The sequence below is a fragment of the Azospirillum brasilense genome, assembly GCF_001315015.1.
Classification (GTDB): Bacteria; Pseudomonadota; Alphaproteobacteria; order Azospirillales; family Azospirillaceae; genus Azospirillum; species Azospirillum brasilense.
In genome coordinates this window covers 414,648-435,016 of sequence record NZ_CP012915.1, presented here as the reverse complement: position 1 = coordinate 435,016, position 20,369 = coordinate 414,648, and the positions used below count along the sequence as shown (strand labels likewise).

At 66.2% G+C, this 20,369-nt stretch carries 21 protein-coding genes and 1 pseudogene; 6 read left to right on the top strand and 16 right to left on the bottom strand.

Going from position 1 to position 20,369, the window contains the following annotated elements:
- The first annotated feature begins 68 nt into the window (after positions 1-68).
- Both AMK58_RS15710 and AMK58_RS15705 read left to right on the top strand, forming a co-directional pair.
- Positions 69-812 (top strand): SDR family oxidoreductase, encoded by a 744-nt coding sequence (locus tag AMK58_RS15710; protein ID WP_035676800.1) that lies wholly within the window; start codon positions 69-71, stop codon positions 810-812.
- Positions 809-1,894 (top strand): Ldh family oxidoreductase, encoded by a 1,086-nt coding sequence (locus AMK58_RS15705; protein WP_035676803.1) that lies wholly within the window; start codon positions 809-811, stop codon positions 1,892-1,894. Before AMK58_RS15710 ends, AMK58_RS15705 begins: the two co-directional genes overlap by 4 nt.
- Before the next feature lie 71 nt (positions 1,895-1,965).
- Here AMK58_RS15705 and lipA read toward each other — a convergent pair whose 3' ends face one another.
- From lipA to AMK58_RS15670, 7 genes are all read right to left on the bottom strand, one after another.
- Positions 1,966-2,883 carry a lipoyl synthase gene (gene lipA / locus AMK58_RS15700; RefSeq protein ID WP_035676805.1) on the bottom strand — a complete coding sequence of 306 codons (918 nt, stop codon included), beginning with the start codon at positions 2,881-2,883 and terminating at the stop codon, positions 1,966-1,968.
- Positions 2,884-3,064: 181 nt separating this feature from the next.
- Positions 3,065-3,850: an SDR family NAD(P)-dependent oxidoreductase gene (locus AMK58_RS15695; protein WP_035676807.1), complete on the bottom strand. Its 786-nt coding sequence runs from the start codon at positions 3,848-3,850 to the stop codon at positions 3,065-3,067.
- A gap of 60 nt (positions 3,851-3,910) precedes the next feature.
- A complete protein-coding gene (locus AMK58_RS15690) occupies positions 3,911-5,044 on the bottom strand; it encodes an acetoin dehydrogenase dihydrolipoyllysine-residue acetyltransferase subunit (RefSeq protein WP_035676808.1) in 1,134 nt (377 codons plus the stop codon).
- 18 nt (positions 5,045-5,062) lie between these two features.
- Positions 5,063-6,094 carry an alpha-ketoacid dehydrogenase subunit beta gene (locus tag AMK58_RS15685; protein WP_035676810.1) on the bottom strand — a complete coding sequence of 344 codons (1,032 nt, stop codon included), beginning with the start codon at positions 6,092-6,094 and terminating at the stop codon, positions 5,063-5,065.
- A 42-nt stretch (positions 6,095-6,136) separates the two neighbouring features.
- Positions 6,137-7,120 (bottom strand): thiamine pyrophosphate-dependent dehydrogenase E1 component subunit alpha, encoded by a 984-nt coding sequence (locus AMK58_RS15680; protein ID WP_035676817.1) that lies wholly within the window; start codon positions 7,118-7,120, stop codon positions 6,137-6,139.
- A gap of 40 nt (positions 7,121-7,160) precedes the next feature.
- Positions 7,161-8,207: an ATP-NAD kinase family protein gene (locus AMK58_RS15675; protein ID WP_035676819.1), complete on the bottom strand. Its 1,047-nt coding sequence runs from the start codon at positions 8,205-8,207 to the stop codon at positions 7,161-7,163.
- Positions 8,208-8,382: 175 nt separating this feature from the next.
- Positions 8,383-10,317, bottom strand: a complete 1,935-nt coding sequence (locus AMK58_RS15670) for a sigma-54-dependent Fis family transcriptional regulator (protein WP_059399163.1) — start codon at positions 10,315-10,317, stop codon at positions 8,383-8,385.
- Positions 10,318-10,756: 439 nt separating this feature from the next.
- On the opposite strand from AMK58_RS15670, the gene AMK58_RS15665 reads away from it, so the two are divergent.
- Positions 10,757-11,347 carry an IMPACT family protein gene (locus AMK58_RS15665; RefSeq protein WP_035676821.1) on the top strand — a complete coding sequence of 197 codons (591 nt, stop codon included), beginning with the start codon at positions 10,757-10,759 and terminating at the stop codon, positions 11,345-11,347.
- A gap of 63 nt (positions 11,348-11,410) precedes the next feature.
- Here the strand turns inward: AMK58_RS15665 and AMK58_RS15660 are convergent, their stop codons facing one another.
- From AMK58_RS15660 to AMK58_RS15645, 4 genes are all read right to left on the bottom strand, one after another.
- A complete protein-coding gene (locus AMK58_RS15660) occupies positions 11,411-11,827 on the bottom strand; it encodes a nuclear transport factor 2 family protein (RefSeq protein WP_035676824.1) in 417 nt (138 codons plus the stop codon).
- Positions 11,828-11,928: 101 nt separating this feature from the next.
- Positions 11,929-12,774 carry a helix-turn-helix domain-containing protein gene (locus AMK58_RS15655; RefSeq protein ID WP_051140458.1) on the bottom strand — a complete coding sequence of 282 codons (846 nt, stop codon included), beginning with the start codon at positions 12,772-12,774 and terminating at the stop codon, positions 11,929-11,931.
- 61 nt (positions 12,775-12,835) lie between these two features.
- A complete protein-coding gene (locus AMK58_RS15650) occupies positions 12,836-13,684 on the bottom strand; it encodes an alpha/beta fold hydrolase (RefSeq protein ID WP_051140453.1) in 849 nt (282 codons plus the stop codon).
- 49 nt (positions 13,685-13,733) lie between these two features.
- A complete protein-coding gene (locus AMK58_RS15645) occupies positions 13,734-14,102 on the bottom strand; it encodes a nuclear transport factor 2 family protein (RefSeq protein WP_035676836.1) in 369 nt (122 codons plus the stop codon).
- Positions 14,103-14,475: 373 nt separating this feature from the next.
- Here AMK58_RS15645 and AMK58_RS15640 point away from each other — a divergent pair, with 373 nt between their 5' ends.
- Together AMK58_RS15640 and AMK58_RS15635 are read left to right on the top strand one after the other, a co-directional pair.
- Positions 14,476-15,054, top strand: a complete 579-nt coding sequence (locus AMK58_RS15640; protein WP_035676839.1) for a TetR/AcrR family transcriptional regulator — start codon at positions 14,476-14,478, stop codon at positions 15,052-15,054.
- Between the two features lie 137 nt (positions 15,055-15,191).
- Positions 15,192-15,680 (top strand): hypothetical protein, encoded by a 489-nt coding sequence (locus AMK58_RS15635; protein ID WP_035676842.1) that lies wholly within the window; start codon positions 15,192-15,194, stop codon positions 15,678-15,680.
- Positions 15,681-16,016: 336 nt separating this feature from the next.
- Here the strand turns inward: AMK58_RS15635 and AMK58_RS15630 are convergent, their stop codons facing one another.
- From AMK58_RS15630 to AMK58_RS15615, 4 genes are all read right to left on the bottom strand, one after another.
- Entirely contained in the window at positions 16,017-16,547 is a 531-nt protein-coding gene (locus AMK58_RS15630; RefSeq protein ID WP_035676845.1) for a VOC family protein, read from the bottom strand.
- Positions 16,548-16,648: 101 nt separating this feature from the next.
- Entirely contained in the window at positions 16,649-17,497 is an 849-nt protein-coding gene (locus tag AMK58_RS15625) for an alpha/beta fold hydrolase (RefSeq protein ID WP_035676848.1), read from the bottom strand.
- A gap of 50 nt (positions 17,498-17,547) precedes the next feature.
- On the bottom strand, positions 17,548-18,372 hold the full coding sequence (locus tag AMK58_RS15620) for an oxidoreductase (RefSeq protein WP_035676851.1): 825 nt from the start codon (positions 18,370-18,372) through the stop codon (positions 17,548-17,550).
- 141 nt (positions 18,373-18,513) lie between these two features.
- Positions 18,514-18,816 carry an EthD family reductase gene (locus AMK58_RS15615; protein WP_244621407.1) on the bottom strand — a complete coding sequence of 101 codons (303 nt, stop codon included), beginning with the start codon at positions 18,814-18,816 and terminating at the stop codon, positions 18,514-18,516.
- 263 nt (positions 18,817-19,079) lie between these two features.
- Between AMK58_RS15615 and AMK58_RS15610 the strand changes: the two genes are divergently transcribed.
- Positions 19,080-19,940, top strand: coding sequence for a LysR family transcriptional regulator (locus AMK58_RS15610; RefSeq protein WP_035676854.1), 861 nt, complete (start codon positions 19,080-19,082; stop codon positions 19,938-19,940).
- Positions 19,941-19,997: 57 nt separating this feature from the next.
- On the opposite strand, the pseudogene AMK58_RS31410 reads toward AMK58_RS15610, so the two are convergent.
- A pseudogene (locus tag AMK58_RS31410) lies at positions 19,998-20,171 on the bottom strand (transposase); the annotation flags it as partial.
- Positions 20,172-20,369: the final 198 nt, after the last annotated feature.

Genomic DNA, 20,369 nt, shown 5'->3' with positions numbered 1-20,369 from the left:
GGGCACACCGAAACCCTGCATCCAACCCGGCGCCCCGCGCGGCGCCGACTGGTGGAGTTCCAAACACGATGACCGGCAGACTAGACGGAAAACGCGCCCTCGTGACCGGCGCGGGACAGGGCATGGGACGGGCCATCGCGCTCGCCTTCGCCAGGGAGGGGGCAAGCGTCCTCGCGGCCAGCCGCACGCTGTCCAAGATGGAAGACCTGCCCCGGATCGATTCCCAAATCACCCCGGTCGCGCTCGACGTGACCGACCCGGCGGCGGTGCGGCGCGTCATCGCCGAGGCCGGGCCGCTCGACATCCTCGTCAACAACGCCGGGTGGGTCCACAACGGCACCATCCTGGACTGCAGCGACGAGGATTGGGCGCGCAGCCTGGACCAGAACGTCACCTCGATGTTCCACACCATCCGCGCGGCGCTTCCCGGCATGATCGAGCGGCGCCGGGGCTCCATCGTGAACGTCGCCTCGGTGGCGTCGAGCCTGACCGGCGTCGCCAACCGCACCGCCTACGGGACCAGCAAGGCGGCGGTGATCGGCCTGACCAAGGCCGTGGCCCGCGACTTCATCGGCGCCGGCGTCCGCTGCAACGCGCTGTGCCCCGGCACCACCCACTCGCCGTCGCTTGAGGACCGCATCCAGTCGAGCGCCGACCCGGAGGGGATGCGGGCGCAGTTCATCGCGCGCCAGCCGATGGGCCGTCTGGGCACCGTCGAGGAGATGGCCGCCGCCGCGGTGTATCTGGCCAGCGACGAATCCGGTTTCATGACCGGAAGCCTGCTCGTCGCCGACGGGGGGCAGACGCTGTGACCCGACCGGCTCAGCCGACCGCGCGCTACGACGCGGACGCCCTGGACTCCTTCTGCCGCGCGGTGTTCCTGGCCGCGGGAGCGGACGAGGCGACGGCGAACGCGGCCACCCGCGCGATGATGCACGGCTCCCGGCTGGGGGTGGACAGCCACGGCGTGCGGCTGCTCGGGCATTATGTGGCCACCATGACCCAGGGACGGGTGAACCCGCGCCCTACCCCGCGCATCCTGTCGGAATTCGGCGCCGTCGCCACGCTGGACGCCGACAACGCCCATGGCGCGCTCGGCGCCTACCGCGCCCAGGAGAAGGCGGTCGAGCTGGCCGGCCGGTTCGGCATCGGCGCGGTCGCCATCCGCAACAACTCCCACTTCGGTCCGGCCGGCGCCTTCGCGCTTGCCGCGGCGGAAACGGGCTGCATCGGCATGGCTTTCTGCAATTCCGACAGCTTCATGCGGCTGCACGACGGCGCCGAACGCTTCCACGGCACCAACCCGATCGCCATCGCCGTTCCGGTGAAGGACGGCGATCCGTGGCTGTTCGACATGGCCACCAGCGCCATCCCCTACAACCGCGTCCAGCTCTACCGCAGCCTCGGCATACCGCTTCCCGAAGCCACCGCATCGGACCCCCAGGGGCACAACACCACCGATCCCGAGCGGGCCGAGATGCTGGCGCCGCTGGGCGGCGAGTTCGGCTTCAAGGGGGCCGGGCTGGCGGGCTTCGTGGAAATCCTCAGCGCCGTCCTGACCGGCATGAAGCTGAGCTTCGAAATCCTGCCGATGCCGGGGCCGGACCTGAGCACGCCGCGCGGCATGGGCGCTTTCGTCATGGCGATCCGTCCGGAGGCCTTCCTGCCGCAGGAAAGCTTCCAGGACAACATGGCGCGCTATCTCGCCGCCCTGCGCGGGTCACAGGCCGTGCCGGGCCGAACGGTCATGGCGCCCGGCGACCGGGAATGGGCCGAGGCGGAGCGCCGCAGGACGCTTGGCATTCCCATCGACCAGACGACCGTCGACTCCTTCAACGAACTCGCCCATGCCTATGGCATTCCCACTCCGGTCCCGGCGGCCTCACCACCATAAGGCCGGCATAAGGCCGGGTGGAGTGGACACCGCTGTCGACGTTGCGGTTGGTCGATGCACTTCCGCGGTCATCACCGCCCTGTTGGGAACGGCCGGCCTGCGCTTCGCACCAACGCCGCGAAGTCCTGTTCGGCATGGTAGGAGGAGCGGGTCAGCGGGCTTGCCGAAACCATCCGGAAGCCCTTGGCCCGCGCCACGCGCTCATACTCGGCGAATTCCCCCGGCGGGGCGTAGCGCGCCACCGGGTGGTGGTGCGGCGTGGGCCGCAGGTACTGTCCGACAGTCAGGAAATCGACGCCCGCCACCCGCAGGTCGTCCATGACCTGAAGCACCTCGGCGCGCTCTTCGCCAAGGCCCAGCATGATGCCGGACTTGGTGAAGATCTCCGGGCGCCGGTTCTTCACCTGATCGAGAAGGCGCAACGAGTGATAGTAGCGCGCGCCCGGCCGCACCGTCGCGTACAGGCGCGGCACGGTCTCCAGATTGTGGTTGAAGACGTCCGGCCGGGCATCGGCGACGGTCTCCACGGCTCCCGTCTTGTTGCGGAAATCGGGGGTCAGGATCTCGATCGTCGTCGCGGGCGAGGCGGCGCGCACCCGTTCGATGCAACGCGCGAACTGTCGGGCGCCGCCGTCCGGCAGGTCGTCGCGGTCCACCGAGGTGATGACCACATGGCGAAGGCCAAGCTCCAGAACCGCCTCGGCCAAGCGGTCCGGTTCCTGCGGATCGAGCGCGGCGGGCCGTCCCGTCGCCACGTTGCAGAAGGCGCATGCCCGCGTGCACACGCTGCCCAGGATCATCACCGTCGCGTGCCGCTTGCTCCAGCATTCGCCGATGTTGGGACAGGCGGCCTCCTCGCAGACCGTGTGCAGGGCATGTCGGCGGACGAGGGCGCGGGTGTCCTCGTTGGCACCGGTGGACGGCGCGCGGGCCCGAAGCCAAGCCGGCTTCTCGGCCTGATGAACAAGCGCAGTGGGTGAAGCGGGCATGGCCGTTATTCCACCGCGACGGCCGGGGCCGCCGGCTGCCCGATGATCTTCACGTTCCGGCCCTTGTTGTGGACCAGCTCCTCGAACCCGCGCGAGACGATCATGTTCGATCCCTCCAATTATGTCGTTGCCAATCCTGCCGTTGAACGGTGCGCATCGCCCCGATATCGCCGGGTTGCGGTCAGGCGAAGACCATCCCGCCGTCGACCAGCAGGGATTGGCCGGTCATGAAGTCGGAATCCGACGAGGCGAGGAAGCGCGCCACCCCGACCAGATCCTCCGCCGTCGACGGACGGCCCAGCACGGCGCCGGCCGCGAACTGGTTGAACGCCTCGTCCTCGGCCGTCGTCAGGCCGGTGTCGCGGAAGCCCTTGTCGATGATCTTCCACATCTCCGTCGCGACGACGCCGGGGCAGATTGCGTTGGCGGTGATCTTCTCCTTGCCGAAGGCACGCGCCGCCGCCTGGGTCAGGGCGACCACCGCGAACTTGCTGGCCGAGTAGTGGGCGAGCGGTTCGTACCCCTGCTTGCCGGCGATGGAGGCGGTGTTGATGATCTTTCCACCCCCGCCCTGCGCGCGGAAGGTCTTGATCGCCTCCTGCATGCCGATCAGCACTCCCAGCGCGTTGACGTCGGTGACGAAACGCCAGTCCTCCTCGGTGATGTCGAGGAAGGGCTTGGTCTGGGCGACGCCCGCGTTGTTGAAGAGGACGTCGAGGCGTCCGAAGGAGGCGACGGCCGTATCGATCATGCGGCGGACCGCGGCGCGGTCGCGGACGTCCACCGTGACCGCGACGGCGTCGCCACCGGTCGCGCGAATGGACTCCGCCACCGCACTCGCGTCCTCCTCCGTGCGATCGGCGATGACCAGCCGCGCGCCGTCGGCCGCGAGCGCGCGGGCCATGGTGGCGCCGATCCCGCGGCCAGCGCCGGTGACGATGATGCTCTTGTCCTTGAGGGTGGGCATGGTGCGTCTCCAAGGGCCGGCCTGGGGGAGAACCGCAAGCCGGCCGCACGGGTGGAAAGGTCAGGCGTTTTTCGTGACGTGGTCCTTGATGAGGGCGTTCACCTTCCCGGCCGCCTCCATCTGCACCATGTGACCGGCGTTCGGGACCACCTCGACCCGCGCGGCGGAGCCCAGCGCCGTGGCGTGGGCGGCGGGAATGATGCGGTCCTCCGCGCCCCACACGACCAGCGTTGGCACCGTCGCGGCCCCGACCGCCTCACCGAGAACGGCCGTCTGCTCCCCGTTCTCGAACATCGAGGACGCAATGGCCCGAAGCGCACCGTCCACGCCGTCCAGCCGCTTGTACTTCAGCAGGTCGTCGATCAGCTGGCGGTTGACCAGCCCGGCGTCGGCGAACAGGGTTTCCAGCACCGGTTTCAGGTCGCGGCGCGACGTCGCGCCGATGAAGCCCGTGATGTAGTCCTGGTTGATCTCCCGCCCCAGGCCGGCCGAGCAGATCAGCGACAGCGACGCCACCCGCTCCGGCGCGTCGAGCGCCGTGCGCATGGACACCGCACCGCCCATGGAATGGCCGACCAGATGCGCGGCCTTGATGCCCACCGCGTCCATGAAGTCCCGCACCGCCTTCGACAGGCCGGACAGCGTCGGGTCGGGCAGCGTTTTGGCGGACTGGCCGTGCCCCGGCAGATCCAGCGCGTAGACCGTGGCGCCCTCCGCCAGTGCGTCGATGGTGAACAGCCAGTTGTCGAGGTCGCCGCCGAAGCCATGGACCAGCAGCACGGTCGCCGCCCCGTCGCCGCGCCTGGCGTAGCGGATGGTGCCTGCCGCCGTCTCGGCGAACTCGTAGCGCGGGCCGGCGTCGGCCCCGTCCTCCCCGCCGTCGGCGGCGGGGACGGCGTAGCCGGCGATGAAGGCGTCGATGTCGCTGTCCGGCACGTCGGGTTCGGCCAGCACGGCGATCAGCGCCTTCACCGGGTAGACGGTGCCGGGCTCGCCCAGCACCCGGCGCAGCACGCCGGCCTCGCCGGCCTCGACCACGTTGGTGATCTTGTCGGTCTCGACCTCCAGCAGGTCGTCGCCTAGGTTGACGGTGGCCCCCGGCTGCTTCAGCCAGCCGGTGACCTTGCCCTCCGACATGGACAGGCCCCATTTGGGCATGACGATGGGCTTGATGCGCTCGTTGGATGTGGTCATGAAAAAGCGGCTCCGGGATCAGGCGGCGAGGGTGCTGCGGGGCGAGGGGGCCATCGTCCGGCGGACAGCGGCGGCGACGGCCTCGGCGCTGGGGATGTAGAGGTCCTCCAGCGAGGGTGAGAAGGGCACCGGCGTGTGCGGCGGCGTCACCATCTGGATGCCGGACTTCAGCGCGCCGAAGGCGTTCTGCGCCACGAAGGCCGAAATATCGGTGGCGAGGTTGCAGCGCGGGTGCGCCTCGTCCACCACGACCAGCCGGCCGGTGCGCTCCACGCTGTCGATGATGGTGTCCCAGTCGATGGGCGACAGGGTGCGCAGGTCGATCACCTCCGCCTCCACCTTGTCCCTGGCGAGCGCGTCCGCGGCCTCCATGGCGCGGTGGACGGTCAGGCCGTAGCTGACGATGGTGACGTGATCGCCGTCGCGGAGCACGTTCGCCTCGCCGAAGGGGATGGCGTAGGATTCCGCCGGCACCTCGGTCTCATGACCGTAGAGGTTCTTGTGCTCGCAGAAGATGACCGGGTCGTTGTCGCGGATCGACTGGATCAGCAGGCCTTTGGCGTCATAGGCGTTCGACGGGCAGACGACCTTCAGCCCCGGAATGTGGGTGAACAGAGGCGTGAGCATCTGCGAATGCTGGGCCGCCGCGCGGAAGCCCGCGCCGACCATGCCGCGGATCACCACGGGGGTCTCCGCCTTGCCCCCGAACATGTAGCGGAACTTGGCCGCCTGATTGAAGATCTGGTCGAAGCAGACGCCCATGAAGTCCATGAACATCAGCTCCGCGACCGGGCGCATGCCGCAGGCGGCGGCGCCGATGGCGGCACCGATGTAGGCGGATTCCGACAGGGGCGTGTCCAGCAAGCGGTCGCCGTGCTTGGCGAACAGGCCCTTGGTGACGCCCAGCACGCCGCCCCAGGCGTCGTCCTCGCCGGGCGCGCCGGTGCCGCCGACGATGTCCTCGCCCATGAGGATGACGGTCGGGTCGCGGCGCATTTCGAGGTCCAACGCCTCGTTGATCGCCGTCTTCATGCTGATTTTGCGGGACATGGTGTTTCCTCCGGTGAAAGCCGATTTTTTGGCGTGGGCCGCTCAGTAGGCGACGTAGACGTCTTTCAGCAGGTCGGCGGCGACGGGCAGCGGGGCCGCCTTGGCGCAGCGCACGGCGTCCTCGATCAGCGCGTTCACCTCGCGGTCGATGGTTTCAAGCTCGGCGGGGGCGACGGTGCCGGTTTCGGTCAGGCGCTGGGCGAGCAGCTTGATGCAGTCGCGGTTGGCGCGCAGGTTCTCGACCTCGCCCTTGGCGCGGTAGGTCTGGGCGTCGCCTTCGAAATGGCCGTAGAAGCGGATCATGTTGCATTCCAGCAGCGCCGGGCCGCCGCCTTCGCGGGCGCGCCGGATGATTTCGCCGGCCGCCTCGTGCACGGCGAAGAAGTCGGTGCCGTCCACCGTCACGCCCGGCAGGCCGAAGCCGGTGGCGCGGTCGATGTAGCTGTCGCAGGAGACCGCCCATTCCATGGCGGTGGATTCGGCGTAGCCGTTGTTCTCCACCACGAAGACGACCGGCAGGTTCCACACCGCCGCGAGGTTCATGCTTTCCAGGAAGGTGCCCTGGTTCGACGCGCCGTCGCCGACGAAGGTGATGCCGACTCCGCCGTCGCCCCGGAACTTGGCGGCCAGCGCCGCCCCGCAGATCAGCGGCGCGCCGGCGCCCAGGATGCCGTTGGCGCCCATCATGCCCTTCGACAGGTCGGCGATGTGCATCGACCCGCCCTTGCCCCGGCAGGCGCCGGTGGAACGGCCGTAGATCTCCGCCATCATCTCGTGGACATCGACGCCCTTGGCGATGCAATGACCGTGGCCGCGATGGGTCGAGGCGATGCGGTCGTTGTCGTTCAGGTGCATCATGATGCCGGTGGCGCAGGCCTCCTCACCGGCGTAGAGGTGCACGAAGCCCGGAATGTCGCCCTTGGCGAAGTCGATGTGCAGACGCTCCTCGAACTCGCGGATGGTCCGCATGGTCCGGTAGGCTTGCAGCAGGTCCGCTTTGTCGAGTGGATAAGGATTGTTGGTCACGGACGTTTCTCCCCTGTCAGGCTTTTCAAAGGCAGGTTCTTCAAAGCTCGGCCGTGACCGGCGCCGGAGCGCCGGTCAGCAGCCTGTATTGGGCGGCGTGCTGCATGCAGCCGCCCACGTTCACGGTGCGGAAGGCGTCGTCCCGGAGCGTCAGGGACACGCGGTCTTGCGCCGAGAAGGCGATTTCCCGCTCGCCGTCGAGCGCGATGGAGCCGGCCTTCACCTCCGGCACGAAGGGCACGCCGGCCGGCATGCGGCGCCAGTCAGCGACGCCGACCGAGGCCATCAGCCCCGGCGCGATGGGCGCGCGCAACACCGTCACGCCGCCGGACGCCGCCGTGCCGAGACGCACCATCAGCCCGCCGCTCTCCTCCCGCGTCACGGGCTCCAGCAGGCCGGCGATGGCCGACATGCCGATGACCTCCGGGTCGGCGAAGGTGACGAACAGCTCGCGGAAGCTGTCCGGCTTCCACAGGGCGCGGGCCCCGACGTAGCGCTCGGTCACCAGGGCGACGTCGACCAGCGCGATCTCCTCCACCCGGCCGTTGAGCGACAGGTCGATGCGCTTGTTCGCCGCGAAGGCGATGTCCGCGGGCACTCGCCCGGTCACCGCCAGGCCGGTCGCCAGTCCGGTGATGGTCGGCTCGCGGTGTTCGGGAAAGGCGTTGTTGGTGCCGGTGGAGATGCCGGCCACGGGCACCGCCCCGCAGTGCGCCACCACGGCGCGGTGCGTGCCGTCGCCGCCCAGCACGACGATGGCGGCGACTCCCGCCCGGCGCATCGCGTCCGCCGCCCGATGGGTGTCGGCGACGGTGCCGGTGACCGGCATGGGCAGTGGGTGAATGGCGGGATAGGGCGCCTCGCCGTGCGCCGCCGCCCGTGACAGCCCGCGCGCCACATGACGCCCGATGCCGCCATGCTCCGGCATCATCAGGACGTCGGTGACCCCGCAGGCGCGCAGCGCGGCCAGCACCCGCAGGACGATGTTGGCGCGATCGGTGATCTGGAGGTTCGCCGCGTTCGCGACGACCCGGCGGATGTCGCGTGCGGATACTGGATTGGCAATGATGCCGACGACCGGTGCCACGCCCCTTCCCCTTCGCTTCGCTGTTTTGAAGGGGTCTATGGCAAGAGCCGTGCCAAATGTCCGTGTGGCTGACTATCGTGGTTCCGCAACGGTTTGCGCGACGCGTGGCGGTGTTGCGATCACCTCACCTGTTGCATGACCTGTTGCAGGGGCGTTGCAACAGGTGTTGCATGCCTCAATCCAGCCGGTGCGGCGGGACGATGCCGAAACGGCGCATCTGGCGGTGGACGGTCGAGCGGTCCACGCCCATGTCCCGCGCCGCCGCCGACACGTTCCAGTGCAGGCGGCGCAGCACCTCGCGCAGGCGGACGGCGGGGTCGTCGCTGTCAGGGGCGGCTGTCGGAGCGCCCGCCGGCCACGCCTTGAACACGTCGCTGCGCTGCATGGGGTCGGGAATGTCCATCAGCTCGATCAGCCCGTCGGTGCAGACGGCGCAGGCGTAGTCGAGCGCGTTCACCAGCTCGCGCACGTTGCCGGGCCAGCCATGGGCGCGCAAGGCCGCCAGCGCCGGGGCGGCGATGGCATAGGCGATGCCGTCCCGCTCCGTCCGCTCGGCCAGCAGCCGGTCGATCAGCCAGTCGAGGTCGCCGCGCTGGCGCAGCGGCGGCACGGTGAACACCGCGCCGTTGAGACGGAAATACAAGTCGTCGCGGAACGTTCCGGCCTTGATCAGCTCGACCAGATCGCGGTGGGTCGCGGCGATGACGCGCACGTCCACCGACACCGCCCTGGTGCGGCCGACGGGCGTGACCTCCCGCTCCGCCAGGACCCGCAACAGGCGTGTCTGCGAGGACAGCGGCATGTCGCCGATCTCGTCCAGGAACAGCGTGCCGCCGTCCGCCTCCAGGATCAGCCCCTTCTTGCCCCGCGACGCGGCCCCGGTGAAGGAGCCGGGCTCATGGCCGAACAGCTCGCTTTCGATCAGCGCCTCCGGCAGCGCGGCGCAGTTCACGGCGACGAAGGGCTTGGCCGCGCGCACGCTCGACTGGTGCAGGGCCTTGGCGAGGTGCTCCTTGCCGGTGCCGGTCTCGCCGTGAATCAGCAGGCTCATCCGCGTGTTCACCAGCTTCGCCGCGCGCGTCAGCACCGCCTTCAGCGCCGGATCACCGCCGCACATCGCCTGGAGCGGATTGGGCAGGCTTCCCTCGTCTCCTTTGCGTGGGCGCGGGACGGCGATGGCCGGCGGCGGCATCGCCTGCGCAAACAGGGGTGTCCCGCTGCGCCGCAGGCGGAGGGTGCGCTGGTCGGTGGGCAGAGAGCGCACGAACCGCACCAGGTCGTCCACTTGGCAGTCGAACAGGTCGGAGAAGGATCGTCCGATGAGTTGCTCCCGGCCCTCCCCCTCGCCGGCCAGCAGTCGACACGCGCGGTGATTGAAGCCGATGATCCGCCCGGCGCCGTCCAGCGCGATCACGAAGTCCGGATCGACCTCCGCGAATTCCTGGGAGGCGGAGAGCTTGACCACCCACTCCCGGCGGAAATTGTTGTAGAGGTTGGCGTTTTCGATCTTGTGCGTGTAGGCCTTGACCAGTTGGAGGGCCAGATACTGGCTGATCTTGGGCTCCGGCGAACGGAGCGCGGAGATGTCCAGCACCGCCGCAAGCCCGCCGCCGCTGTGGAACACCGGAGCCGCCGTGCAGGTGAGGGGAATGTGGGTCGCGTCGAAATGGTCCGTCTGGTGGACGGTCAACGCCTCGCCCGTGGCGATGCAGGTGCCGACCGCGCAGGTGCCGGCCCGTCCCTCGTTCCAGTCGGCGCCGAGATAGAGGCCGGTCCGGCGCAGGTCGTCGTCCGACGCCCGGTCGCCGATGAAGTCGACGGTGATACCGTTGCTGTCGGTCAGCAGCAGGGCGTAGCCCATGCCGGCCACTTGGCGGTACAGCGCCTCCAACCCGAAGCGGGCCATGCGCAGGAACTCGTCCATCGCGTCGCGATGCAGGCTCAGACGCTCGTGCGGCAGGATGTAGGCCTCGCGCCGAACGGTCGGGTCCAGCTTGTGATCGGCCACGCAGCGGCGCCAGGATGCGGTGATGATGGCATCACGCTTCGACGCGGTCCCTTCCGAGACGCGGACCAATTCGTTGATGTGCGCCGCTTTGGCGTTCTCCATCAGCGTATCCTCCCTGGAGCGCAATCGCTCTGATCTGGTCAGCCAGATCAGAGCAATATATCAAGCGCCTCGTCGCACAGGCAATTTGTGCAATGGTATTGTCGGCGCCTGTGCCCCGCCCTGCCCCGCCGGGCACGAATTTCCGTTTCTCCCGCAGCTAATCTTCCCATGGAATGAATACCTTGCCGTCACCGTCGATGCCAGAACCTGGAAAACATTCTTTGCCAAGTCCAGACCGATTGTCATCACGCTCATCGCTGGCTCCTATGAGGGGGTGTCTTCGACGTTGAACGCTTTTCACCAAGATTTGGGAAAAGGGCCGTCCACCACATCACCTCAGTGCGCTGGCGTCGCAATCTCCCCATGGAATGAATAAATTCCATGAACCCTAGGCCAAGGCGGCCTCCGGCCCATGCAGGAATGATCGTGGCGAAAGGTAATGTTCACACTTAAACGGAAAGAGCAATTCGAGCAGGAGATCAAGAAGAGCCGCTTTTCGGCCTCGGCGGGTCCGGTCACGACCGAAGAGGAGGCACGTGGATTTATCGCTGCGTGCAGCCAACGGGATGCGGGCCACAACTGCTGGGCCATCCGGATCGGCGACCTCTACCGGTCCAGCGATGACGGCGAACCGGGGGGAACGGCGGGACGCCCGATTCTTCAAGCCATAGACGGCCAGAAGCTGGATCGGGTGGCGCTGGTGGTCAGCCGCTGGTTCGGTGGCGTTCTTCTCGGTGCGGGCGGGCTGGTGCGTGCTTACGGCGGCACCGCAGCGGCGTGTCTCCATGCCGCTGAACGTCAGCCGATCATCCGCTTTGCAGCCTTGGCCGTCACGTGCGCCTTCGCCGACGAGGCCAGGATCAGGTCGGGGCTTGGCGCCTTCCCAGCAGCCTCTGCCGAGACCAACGGCTTCACGCCCCAAGGCGTGCAACTCCAGATCAAGGTTCCTTGCGAGCAGCTGGACGATGTCGTTGGCATGATCACGGATGCGTCTCGCGGTCAAGCCAAGATCCAAAAGTCGCCCGGTTAGCGAATGAAAATCCATCCGGCGAGCGCTGGTCCTATCACCGCGCTCCGTTGGGCACACGGGCCGTTAAGGCTCGGACGGGCGGCAAGCCGCCTCCAGGGCCGCTTCATCGTCGCAACGCTCCTCGAAGCGGCGGATTCGGCCGTCCTGCAGCACCCACCGGTGTTCGGTCGTCACCGCCACCGGTTTCCCGGTGACCTTGCTGACGGCCTCAACGAGGTTGCGCGTGACGACGTGGTCTCCGTCCCGTGCGATGTCCCGCATCTCGTGCTTGGTGATCGTCCATTCCTGAGCCAACCCCTGGAAATAGCGCTGGACACCATCCAGGCCGTGGAAGTTGCCGGAAAAGGCCGCAAGGGCCGGGGATTGGCCGCAGGATATCCACTCGACGTCAGGCGCGAGATGCTCGAACAGCGGCGCCACATCGCCCACGGCGTAGCGGTCGTACAGGTTGCGAAGCAACTCGATGTCGGTCTGCGCCATGCCGCATCTCCGCCCGTCATGGGATGGTCCGCCATGATAAGGCCGGGTCCCGTGCGCCATGCCGGCGCAAAGGCGGTGCCTCCGTCGGGCGGGGCTGCCTCTCACAACCGGGCGAGGGCCTGCCGCATGATCTCCGCTGTGGCGAGGTCGGCCGGGAAGAAAGCCTCGATGGCCAGTTCGGACAAGGTGACGTCCACCGCCGTTCCAAACACCGTCGTGGTGCTGAAGAAGCTGAGCGTCCCGCTTTCCGTCCTGAGCCGCAGAGGAACCACCACGCCATCATGCGACGACAACGGCTCGCTCCGGCTGTGCGAAGGCTGCCCGTCGGGCACCGGGTAGCCCTTCAACTCGCCGAACAGCGCGGCCAGCACAGGATCGGCGCTGACGTCAATCTGGCGAATCAGCCGGTGCAGGACGTGCGTCCGCCACTGAGCGAGGTTTTCGATCCGCGGCGCCAGCCCGGAGGGGTGGAGGCTGAGGCGCAGCACGTTCACCGGAGGCTGGAGAAGGTCCGGCGCGGCTCCGGTGAGCAGCGGTGCGACCGCCCGGTTGGCCGCGACCAGCGTCCAATGCCGGTCCACAGCCAGCGCCGGATGAGGCTCGTGCCCGGTCAGCACGAGATCGACGGCCTGACGGGCGGCCTGCATCTCCGGATCATCCAACCGGTGTTCGGAAAAGACCGGTGCGAAGCCCGCCGCGGCGAGCAGCGCGTTGCGGTCGCGCAGCGGAATGTCCATCCGTTCCGCCAGATGAAGCAGCATGGTCCGGCTGGGCTGCGAGCGTCCCGTTTCCAGGAAGCTGACATGGCGGGTCGAAACGTCGGCCTCGCAGGCAAGGTCCAGTTGGCTGAAGCCGCGCCGCTTGCGCCAGATGCGCAGCAATTCCCCGACCGGCTGGCGCGGCACGGTCCTGGGGGGCGGCTGGTGACGGGCGGCTGTTTGCGGCATCGATCCGGCCTCCCGTCCGGCGTTTTCGGTGTTCTGCGTTCCATGATACCAGCGCCGCCGCTCATCCATCCAGAAAGGTCAGCAGGTCGCGGTTGAAGCGGTCCATATGCGTCAGGAACAGGCCGTGCGGCGCCCCCTCGTAGACGGTCAGCGTCGCGTTCGCCATCAGTTCGGCGGTTGTCATCCCGGTGATGGCAAGCGGGCTGGACACATCCAAGTCGCCGTGGATCAGCAGGGTCGGCACGGTGATGTCCTGAAGCTCCCGCCGGAAATCTGTGGACGTCGTCGCCCGATGGCAGTCGAGAAGCGCCTTCAACGAGGCTTGCAAGGCCATCGATTTCACCCAGGCCATCATGCCGGGTGAACTGTCCGCCGCCATAAAGGGGCGGATGTTGTCCTCCAGCCATTTCGGAAAGTCCTGCAGCAGGCAATTTGAGCGGAAGGTTTCGAAGACGGCGGGATCGATTCCGTCGGGGTTGTCATCGGTGCGGGAAAGCGTTGGGGTCACCGTGCCAACCAGAACCGTGCGGGAAACGCGGCGGTCGCCGTGCCGGCTCAGATAGCGGACGATTTCCCCGCAGGACATGGAATGGCCGACCAACGTGACGCCGTTCAGGTCGAGCGTGTCGAGCAGGGTGGCGAGGTCGTCGGCCAGCCGGTCGAAGTCGAAGCCGGTTCCCGGGTCGCTCGACCGGCCATGGCCACGGCGATCGTAAGCGATGCAGCGGTAGCCGCGCTCGGCCAGCGCCAGCATCTGGTAGGCCCAGGAATCGGAATTTAGCGACCAGCTGGACAGAAAGACGACGGGCTTCCCCAGTCCCCAATCCCGGTAGAAAAGGGCCACACCGTCTTCGGTGCGGATGAAGCCGGGCTGATCCGGTGCGGCGGGAATTGTCGAAGCCATGCTCATGGCCGGTGCTCCTGGGTTCGGGACGTTGCGGGACGGGATGGCCGGTGCGCTATGCGCCTTCCGGAACCCGGTCCAGAAAGCCGCTCACCGAGCGGATGCGTCCATCGGCGGCCAACCGGATGAAGTCGGTGCCGCCGGCAATGGGCTCTGCCCCCGCCGGAACGAGGGACCAGGAGAAGCGCACGCGGCCGTTGTGGCCGTCGGGCGTGCCCTGCAGGATGAAACGACAGTTCGGGAACCGCTGCTGCACGGCGTCGATCAGGGCGTTAACGCCGGCGTGGCCGTTCGCCTGAACCATCGGGTCAAGGTAATGCGCATCATCGCTCCAATGTTCGACGAGCAGGGCCAGCCGGCGGTCGGGGTCGGTCTCGTTCCAGACGGCGATGTAGCGCTGGGCGACGTGGGCTGCGTTCGTCATGGCGGAACTCCTTCGTGGGGTTGTCCGGATCGACCGGACCTCCACAGCAGCATCGTCGTTCCGCGATCCTCCTGCGATTACATGGGAGGTAACGGTAAAGCCATCGATCGCGTTGGCGATCGGCGGCTGCCGATACGCCTCCGGTATGGGAAAGGGTCCATTCAGCCCCTTCCGGTCCACCCGCCGGATTTTCAGCTTATGGGGATGTTTGTGGGATCACGCATAAACTAATACCGGCGAGCGGAGGCGCTGACTCACGGAGAGGGCTTCCCAAGGCCAGCAACCCGTGATTCGGGTTTACGTGACGATACCCGTCGATATGCGGACATCAAATTTGCGTTGACGGGCTCCCTACTAGTTGGTAGGTAAAGATATGGGGAACACATCGACCAGAGCCGACGACATTCTAAGCTGTGCGCGCACCCTGATCGCCAGGGGCGGCTACAACAGCTTCAGCTACGCCGACATCTCCAAGGTCGTCGGCATCCGCACCGCGAGCATCCACCACCATTTCCCCGGCAAGGCGGATCTGGTCCGCGTGCTGGTTGCGCAATACCGGCAGGAGGTCGAGGCCGGGCTTGCCGAGCTGGAGCGGAACGTTGCCGATCCGCTCGATCAGCTTCGCGCCTATCTCGGCTACTGGGAGGGGTGCTTCGCCGACACGACCGACCCGTTCTGCGTCTGCGCGCTCCTGGCGGGCGAGAGTCCGGTACTTCCCGAAGCGGTCGCTCTCGAAGTGCGGGCGCATTTCCGCAAGCTTGCAGACTGGCTCACCTCCGTCTTTGAGCGAGGCGCCGCACAAGGCCGTCTTCGGCTGGTCGGAACCGCCAGGAGCGATGCCGAACTGTTCATGGCTGGCGTGCATGGCGCGATGCTATCCGCTCGCGCCTATGGCGACGCCACGACCTTCGGAGCGATAGCCCGTCCTTTGCTGCAGCGAATCGTCGCTTGAAGCCGGCGCTTCGCCGGGAGAATGAACGCATGTCCGTTTCACCTATCGACTGATAGGTAGATAGGGCGGCCTAAGATGGCGTTGCCGAGCTGCCTGCTTTGCCGCTCTGCCCCACTGGATAAGAAAGGAAATCCCTTATGTTCGGAATTTCTCCGCTTGGCTGGGCTCATACGCTCGGCAGCCTGCCGGCGATTCCCGTAGCCTTCTATATGTTTGCCCGCCATGGCCGGATCGTTCCCCGGTCAAAGGCGGGTGCCGTCTATCTCGTTTCCATGCTGATCGGCGCTTCGACGGTCTTCCTCGTGGCACATCAGCCGGTCAGCTACGTCATCGGCGCCGTCACGATCCTCCTTCTGTTCGCGGGCTATGGGGTCAAGGGAATTCTTGGGGTGGGGCGCTCGGCCGAATACATCGAGATCGTTTGCCTGAGCGCGAGCGCGTTTCTCCTGATGGTGCCGACCGTCAGCGAAATCCTGCGCCGTTTTCCGGACGGCCACCCTTTGGTGACTGACCTGAAGTCGCCGCTGCTCCTTGGTGCCCAGGGCAGCTTGGCGGTTATCCTGGTGGTTGGCCTGACCGCCCAGCTCCTCCACTTGGCAAAGCAGTGTAGGTCGGCCGCGAAGTAGTAAGCCAACGGAAAACCCGATCGCCCTGTAAGGAAGATCGATCTCTCGATGTTCGCGTTTCAACGGGTATCCAAAGAAAGACGGCAAAGTGCAGTTGGGTGTCTGCGGGTTTCCTCCTGGTCTCACCCAAGTTAATGTGACAATGTTCTGCCGATATTGTTACGATGACGGCGCGGACGGCGAGACGACCGCCGGATGTCTGTTCGGCCATGCGGGAAACGCCTGTTCGTTTTCTTGCATGTTGCCCGTCCGCCATTGTCAACGATGCGTGTGTGAATTCCTCTCGCTCGGCGGTGAACGGTGACTGCGACGCTGTACTGTCCGGTCGTGCCCCGCTCAGTCCTCGTCCTGCCACCTGCGCAGATCAGTCTGGTCATGATAGGGCATACGGTCCGGCGTGGTGATGAATTCCATCGTCGTGCCCCAGGGCATGCGGCAGTAGCAGACCTTGTTTCCAGGACCTTTCTCGGTAGCATAGGGAATAGCGCGCGGCGCGGTGAGGGGGGTGCCTCCAGCCTTCTCGAAGCGCTCGACCGATGCGTCGATGTCGTCGGTGTAGAGAGCGAAGTGCGTGATGCCGAAGTCGCTCGCCCGGATCGGCTGGGCTTGCTCGGGGCCGTGCATTTCGAAGAGCTCGATATCGGGTCCGGTTCCGATCTTGACCATCGCCTGCGCACGCACGACCGTTCCGGGGAAAGCGCCGACGGCCCGCTCGAATTCGGGTCCCTGCCGCGGTGGATCCTGCGGTCCGAAGGATTGGTAGATCACTTGGCCGCCAAAGGCTTTCACCAGGAACGATTTTGCCGCTTCAATGTCGGGCACCGTGATGCCGATATGATTGACGCCGCGAATGAGGGGTGCGGTCATGACAGTCTCCTTGATTTTGTCGATCCATCGCGATCGCTTCGGGTGCAATTCGCCCGCAGCGTCGCGATCCGCCCGGCCCGCGACGGCGCGGGCGCAGAGTATCAGTTGGCTTTGAGGAAATCGATCAGGGCGGCCGCGACTTCATTGGGCCGCTCATCCGCAACATAGTGGCTGCACCGCGCGATCGAGCCACCTGTCACATTACTGGCAAACTCTTTGAGCATCGGCACCATCTGTGCACCGAACCGCTGGTCCCCACCCAGACCGAGCACCGGTATCCCGAGGGGGTGCTTCTTGTACTCAAGAGCCGCCGCATGATCGGCGGCGAGCGTGCGATACCATTCCATGCCGCCGCGCGTGCGGCCAGGAAGAGCCATCGCCTTCGCGTATATCTCGATGTCCGCCGGATTGAATGTGCTGTGATCGTAGAAACGCTCTGCCATGAAGGTCGAAACATAGTCATATTCACGGCCATGGATCAGGCGCTCGGGCAGATCCCGGTTCATGTGGAAGCTGAAGTGCCAGAGCCCCGCGGTCGTCGTCTCCCATCCGGTCCAGCCGGGAAGCGGAACGTCGAGGACGGCCAGATGAGTGACAGCCTCCCGATAGATGGCGGCCTGAGGCAAGGCGACCATTCCGCCGATGTCATGTCCGCACACGGCGTAGCGTTCATGCCCAAGGGCAATCATGACCTCGTGCGCGTCGCGCGCCATCGTCGCCTTGTCATAGCCGTCGAGCGGGCAGTCGGAAAAGCCCGCGCCGCGAAGATCGATGGCCACCACGCTGACATGCTCGGCCAGCAGCGGCATCACATTGTGCCATTCCCACCATGTCTCCGGCCAGCCGTGAAGCAGAAGGATCGGCGGGCCTGAGCCTCCCGTGACAGCGTTGATCTTGATGCCATTCACCGGCACCAGCTGCTGGGTAAACCCCTTCAACGTTGCGATCATGATCGCTTCCCAGTCGATGTTGACGTCTAGACAGAGCTCGCGGCCAACGCTCAGGGCTGATCGAAATCGGTGGCGATCGAGATGTCGCGCCAAGCGTCGATATCGCCGCGGAACGCAGCCAGCTTTCGCTCGGCGATCGCGTGCGCGATGGGGCCGAGCGGCAGATGAAGCGGGGCGTCATCGGCGTCGACCGCCTGCAGGATCACCGTGATCGCTTTGGCGGGATCGCCCACCTGATTGCCGTTGTTGGTTTCGCGATAGTGCTTGCGCGAGCTCGCGGCGTATTCCGGCATCTCGTTGGCCGCCATCCTGATCGAGCGGCCAAGGAAATCGGTGCGGAACGGCCCAGGCTCGACGATCAGCACGCGGATGCCGAACGGCTTCAGCTCGCTGGCAAGCGCTTCGGAAATCCCTTCCACGGCGAACTTGGCGGCGTTGTAATAACCTCCGCCGCCGCTGCCCGCGATGCCGGCGCCAGACGACATGGTGACGATCGTTCCACTCGAACGTCGCAGGACGGGCAAGGCGGCTCTGGTGATTTCGATCAGACCGAAGACGTTCACCTCGAACATCGGCCGATATTCTTCGGGCGTCCCTTCCTCGATCGCGCCGAACAGCCCGTAGCCGGCATTGTTCACGAGCACGTCAAACCCGCCGAAGGTCTCGACCGCCTTTGCGACCGCTGCCTTGGCGGCCGCCGCATCCGTCACGTCCAGCGGCAAGGTGATCATGCGGCCGCCGAAAGGCTCGGCCATGTCTTCGATCGTCTTGACATCGCGGGCCGTCGCGATGACCTGATCGCCGCGCTGTGCTGCGGCGAGCGCGAGGCGCTGTCCAAAGCCGCTCGAGCAGCCGGTGATGAGCCAAGTCTTCATTGTTTCTTCTCCGAGTTGGTTTCAGACGACGCCACGCCGTCGCCGCGGCGAACCGTCATGTCGGCCATGATCGACCAGTCCTTCGTCCCGAAGCCCGCCGAGACAGCTTTGCCGAGCCCCTTGCGGACACCGCTGTGCCGCTCAGAGCGGCTTCACGATGCTGCGCTGCGGTTTGACGGCGGTGACGATGTCCACGTCGGCCATGACCTGGGCGGTTTCCGGCGAATTGAGCGCCGCTTCCATGGCGGCCTCGTCGCGGAAATTGACGACCCCAACCGCGATTAGCCCGGCACCCTTACCTTGCGGGAAGAACCCACCGGCGCTGACCAGCCCATAACGTCCCCAGCTTTCCCGCACGAGCGGGAAGTGCACGTTGATCCAATGGTCGCGGTCGAACGGCGTTTCCTCATCGCCCGCATAGGTCACCAGCATCGTGATCATCATCGAGATCCTCATTTGCGAGTATCGAGGCGGGACGCCGCGTTCCGCGCCCCCTCAGGAAAATCCTCTCTGTTCCGTCCGGACGAGCTTTCCTTGGGCTCCACAGCCAGGGTCACGATTCCTTCACCCAAGCGGTGGCCCACATGGGCTTGGCGGATCCGCAGAAGGATGAATCTCCAGACGATGATGGCAATCTAGGCATTTAGATTTGTTCGATAAGTGACATAACTGTACTCTCGCCGTTCAGTTTTGTGCGGGTGGTTGTGATGGAATGGAGCGACGTCAGAGTCTTTCTCGCGATTGCGCGATCCGGCACGCTCGGCGCAGCCGCGCGTTCTCTTCAGACAAGCCATCCGACCGTCGGCCGGCGCCTCCGCGCACTTGAGCAGGCGATCGGTCACACGCTCTTCCAGCGCACCGCGGACGGTCTTGTTCTGACCGAAGAGGGCCACGGGATCATCGCGCTGGCGGAGCAGATGGAGGAAAGCGCGCTGGCGATGGAGCGCCGGCTTGCGGGGCAAGAGCAGAACCTCAAAGGCAGTCTGCGCATTTCATCCGCGGACTGGTTCGGGGCCTATGTCTTGCCTCCCGTGCTGGCGGATTTCTCGAAAGCGTACCCCAACGTCGACGTCGAGATCCTGACCGGCACCCGCCTGTTCAATCTCGCCCAGCGGGAGGCCGACGTCGCTTTCCGTATCGTTCCGTTCGACGCCGCTGACGTTGTTCAGCGACGACTCTTCCGCCTTGAGTACGGCGTTTACATCGCGGAGGAGGCGCAGGAGCCGAAATATGGCGATGGGACCGGTTTCCGGCTGATCACCCACGACACGTCCACCGGCCATTTCCCTGACATCGCGTGGCTCATCGAAAGTTTCCCCAACGCGAGGCCGGTCCTGCGATCGAACAACCGGAACGTCCAGGGGCGCATGTGCAGGCAAGGCATCGGAATCGCCGTCCTCCCCCGCGTGGTCGGCAATCAGATCCCGGGTATCCGCAGACTGGACCTGCCGACGCCGCCGCCGGCGCGAGACATCTGGATGGGATATCACCGGGACCTACGGCGTCTTCAGCGTCTTCGTGCGTTCATCTCGACCGTATCAGGTCATCTCGTGAATGCGACCGCATGATATGCGGCCCGGAGATGATTTAAGGTTACCCGAGAAACTCCAAGATCGCTGCAGTCGTCTCGGTTCCTCGATGCAGCGCGCCAGGCGCTCGCAGACCCCAAGCCGCCGATCGATCTCGGCCAGCAGCAGGACGCCGGCGTCGGAGGTGAGACGGCCGCCATCGAAGGCGGCGTGAACCGGCTTGCCGGCAACCGGTGACAAGCCGGGCAGAACCCCGGTACTCTCGGCCATGGCGGGCGTGAACTCCGTTGATCCGTGGTGAGACTGCTTCAGCACCAGAATCATACACGAAGTCAGCGGCTTAACCTCGCGCCCGCCACCCCCAGCTTCAGCTCTGGTGAATTATCCGGGCTAGCCTACGGTATGTCCGCGAACCCTCGGCCAGTCGGACGCTCAACATGCAACGTATAGCCCGTGGGTTGGTGAAAG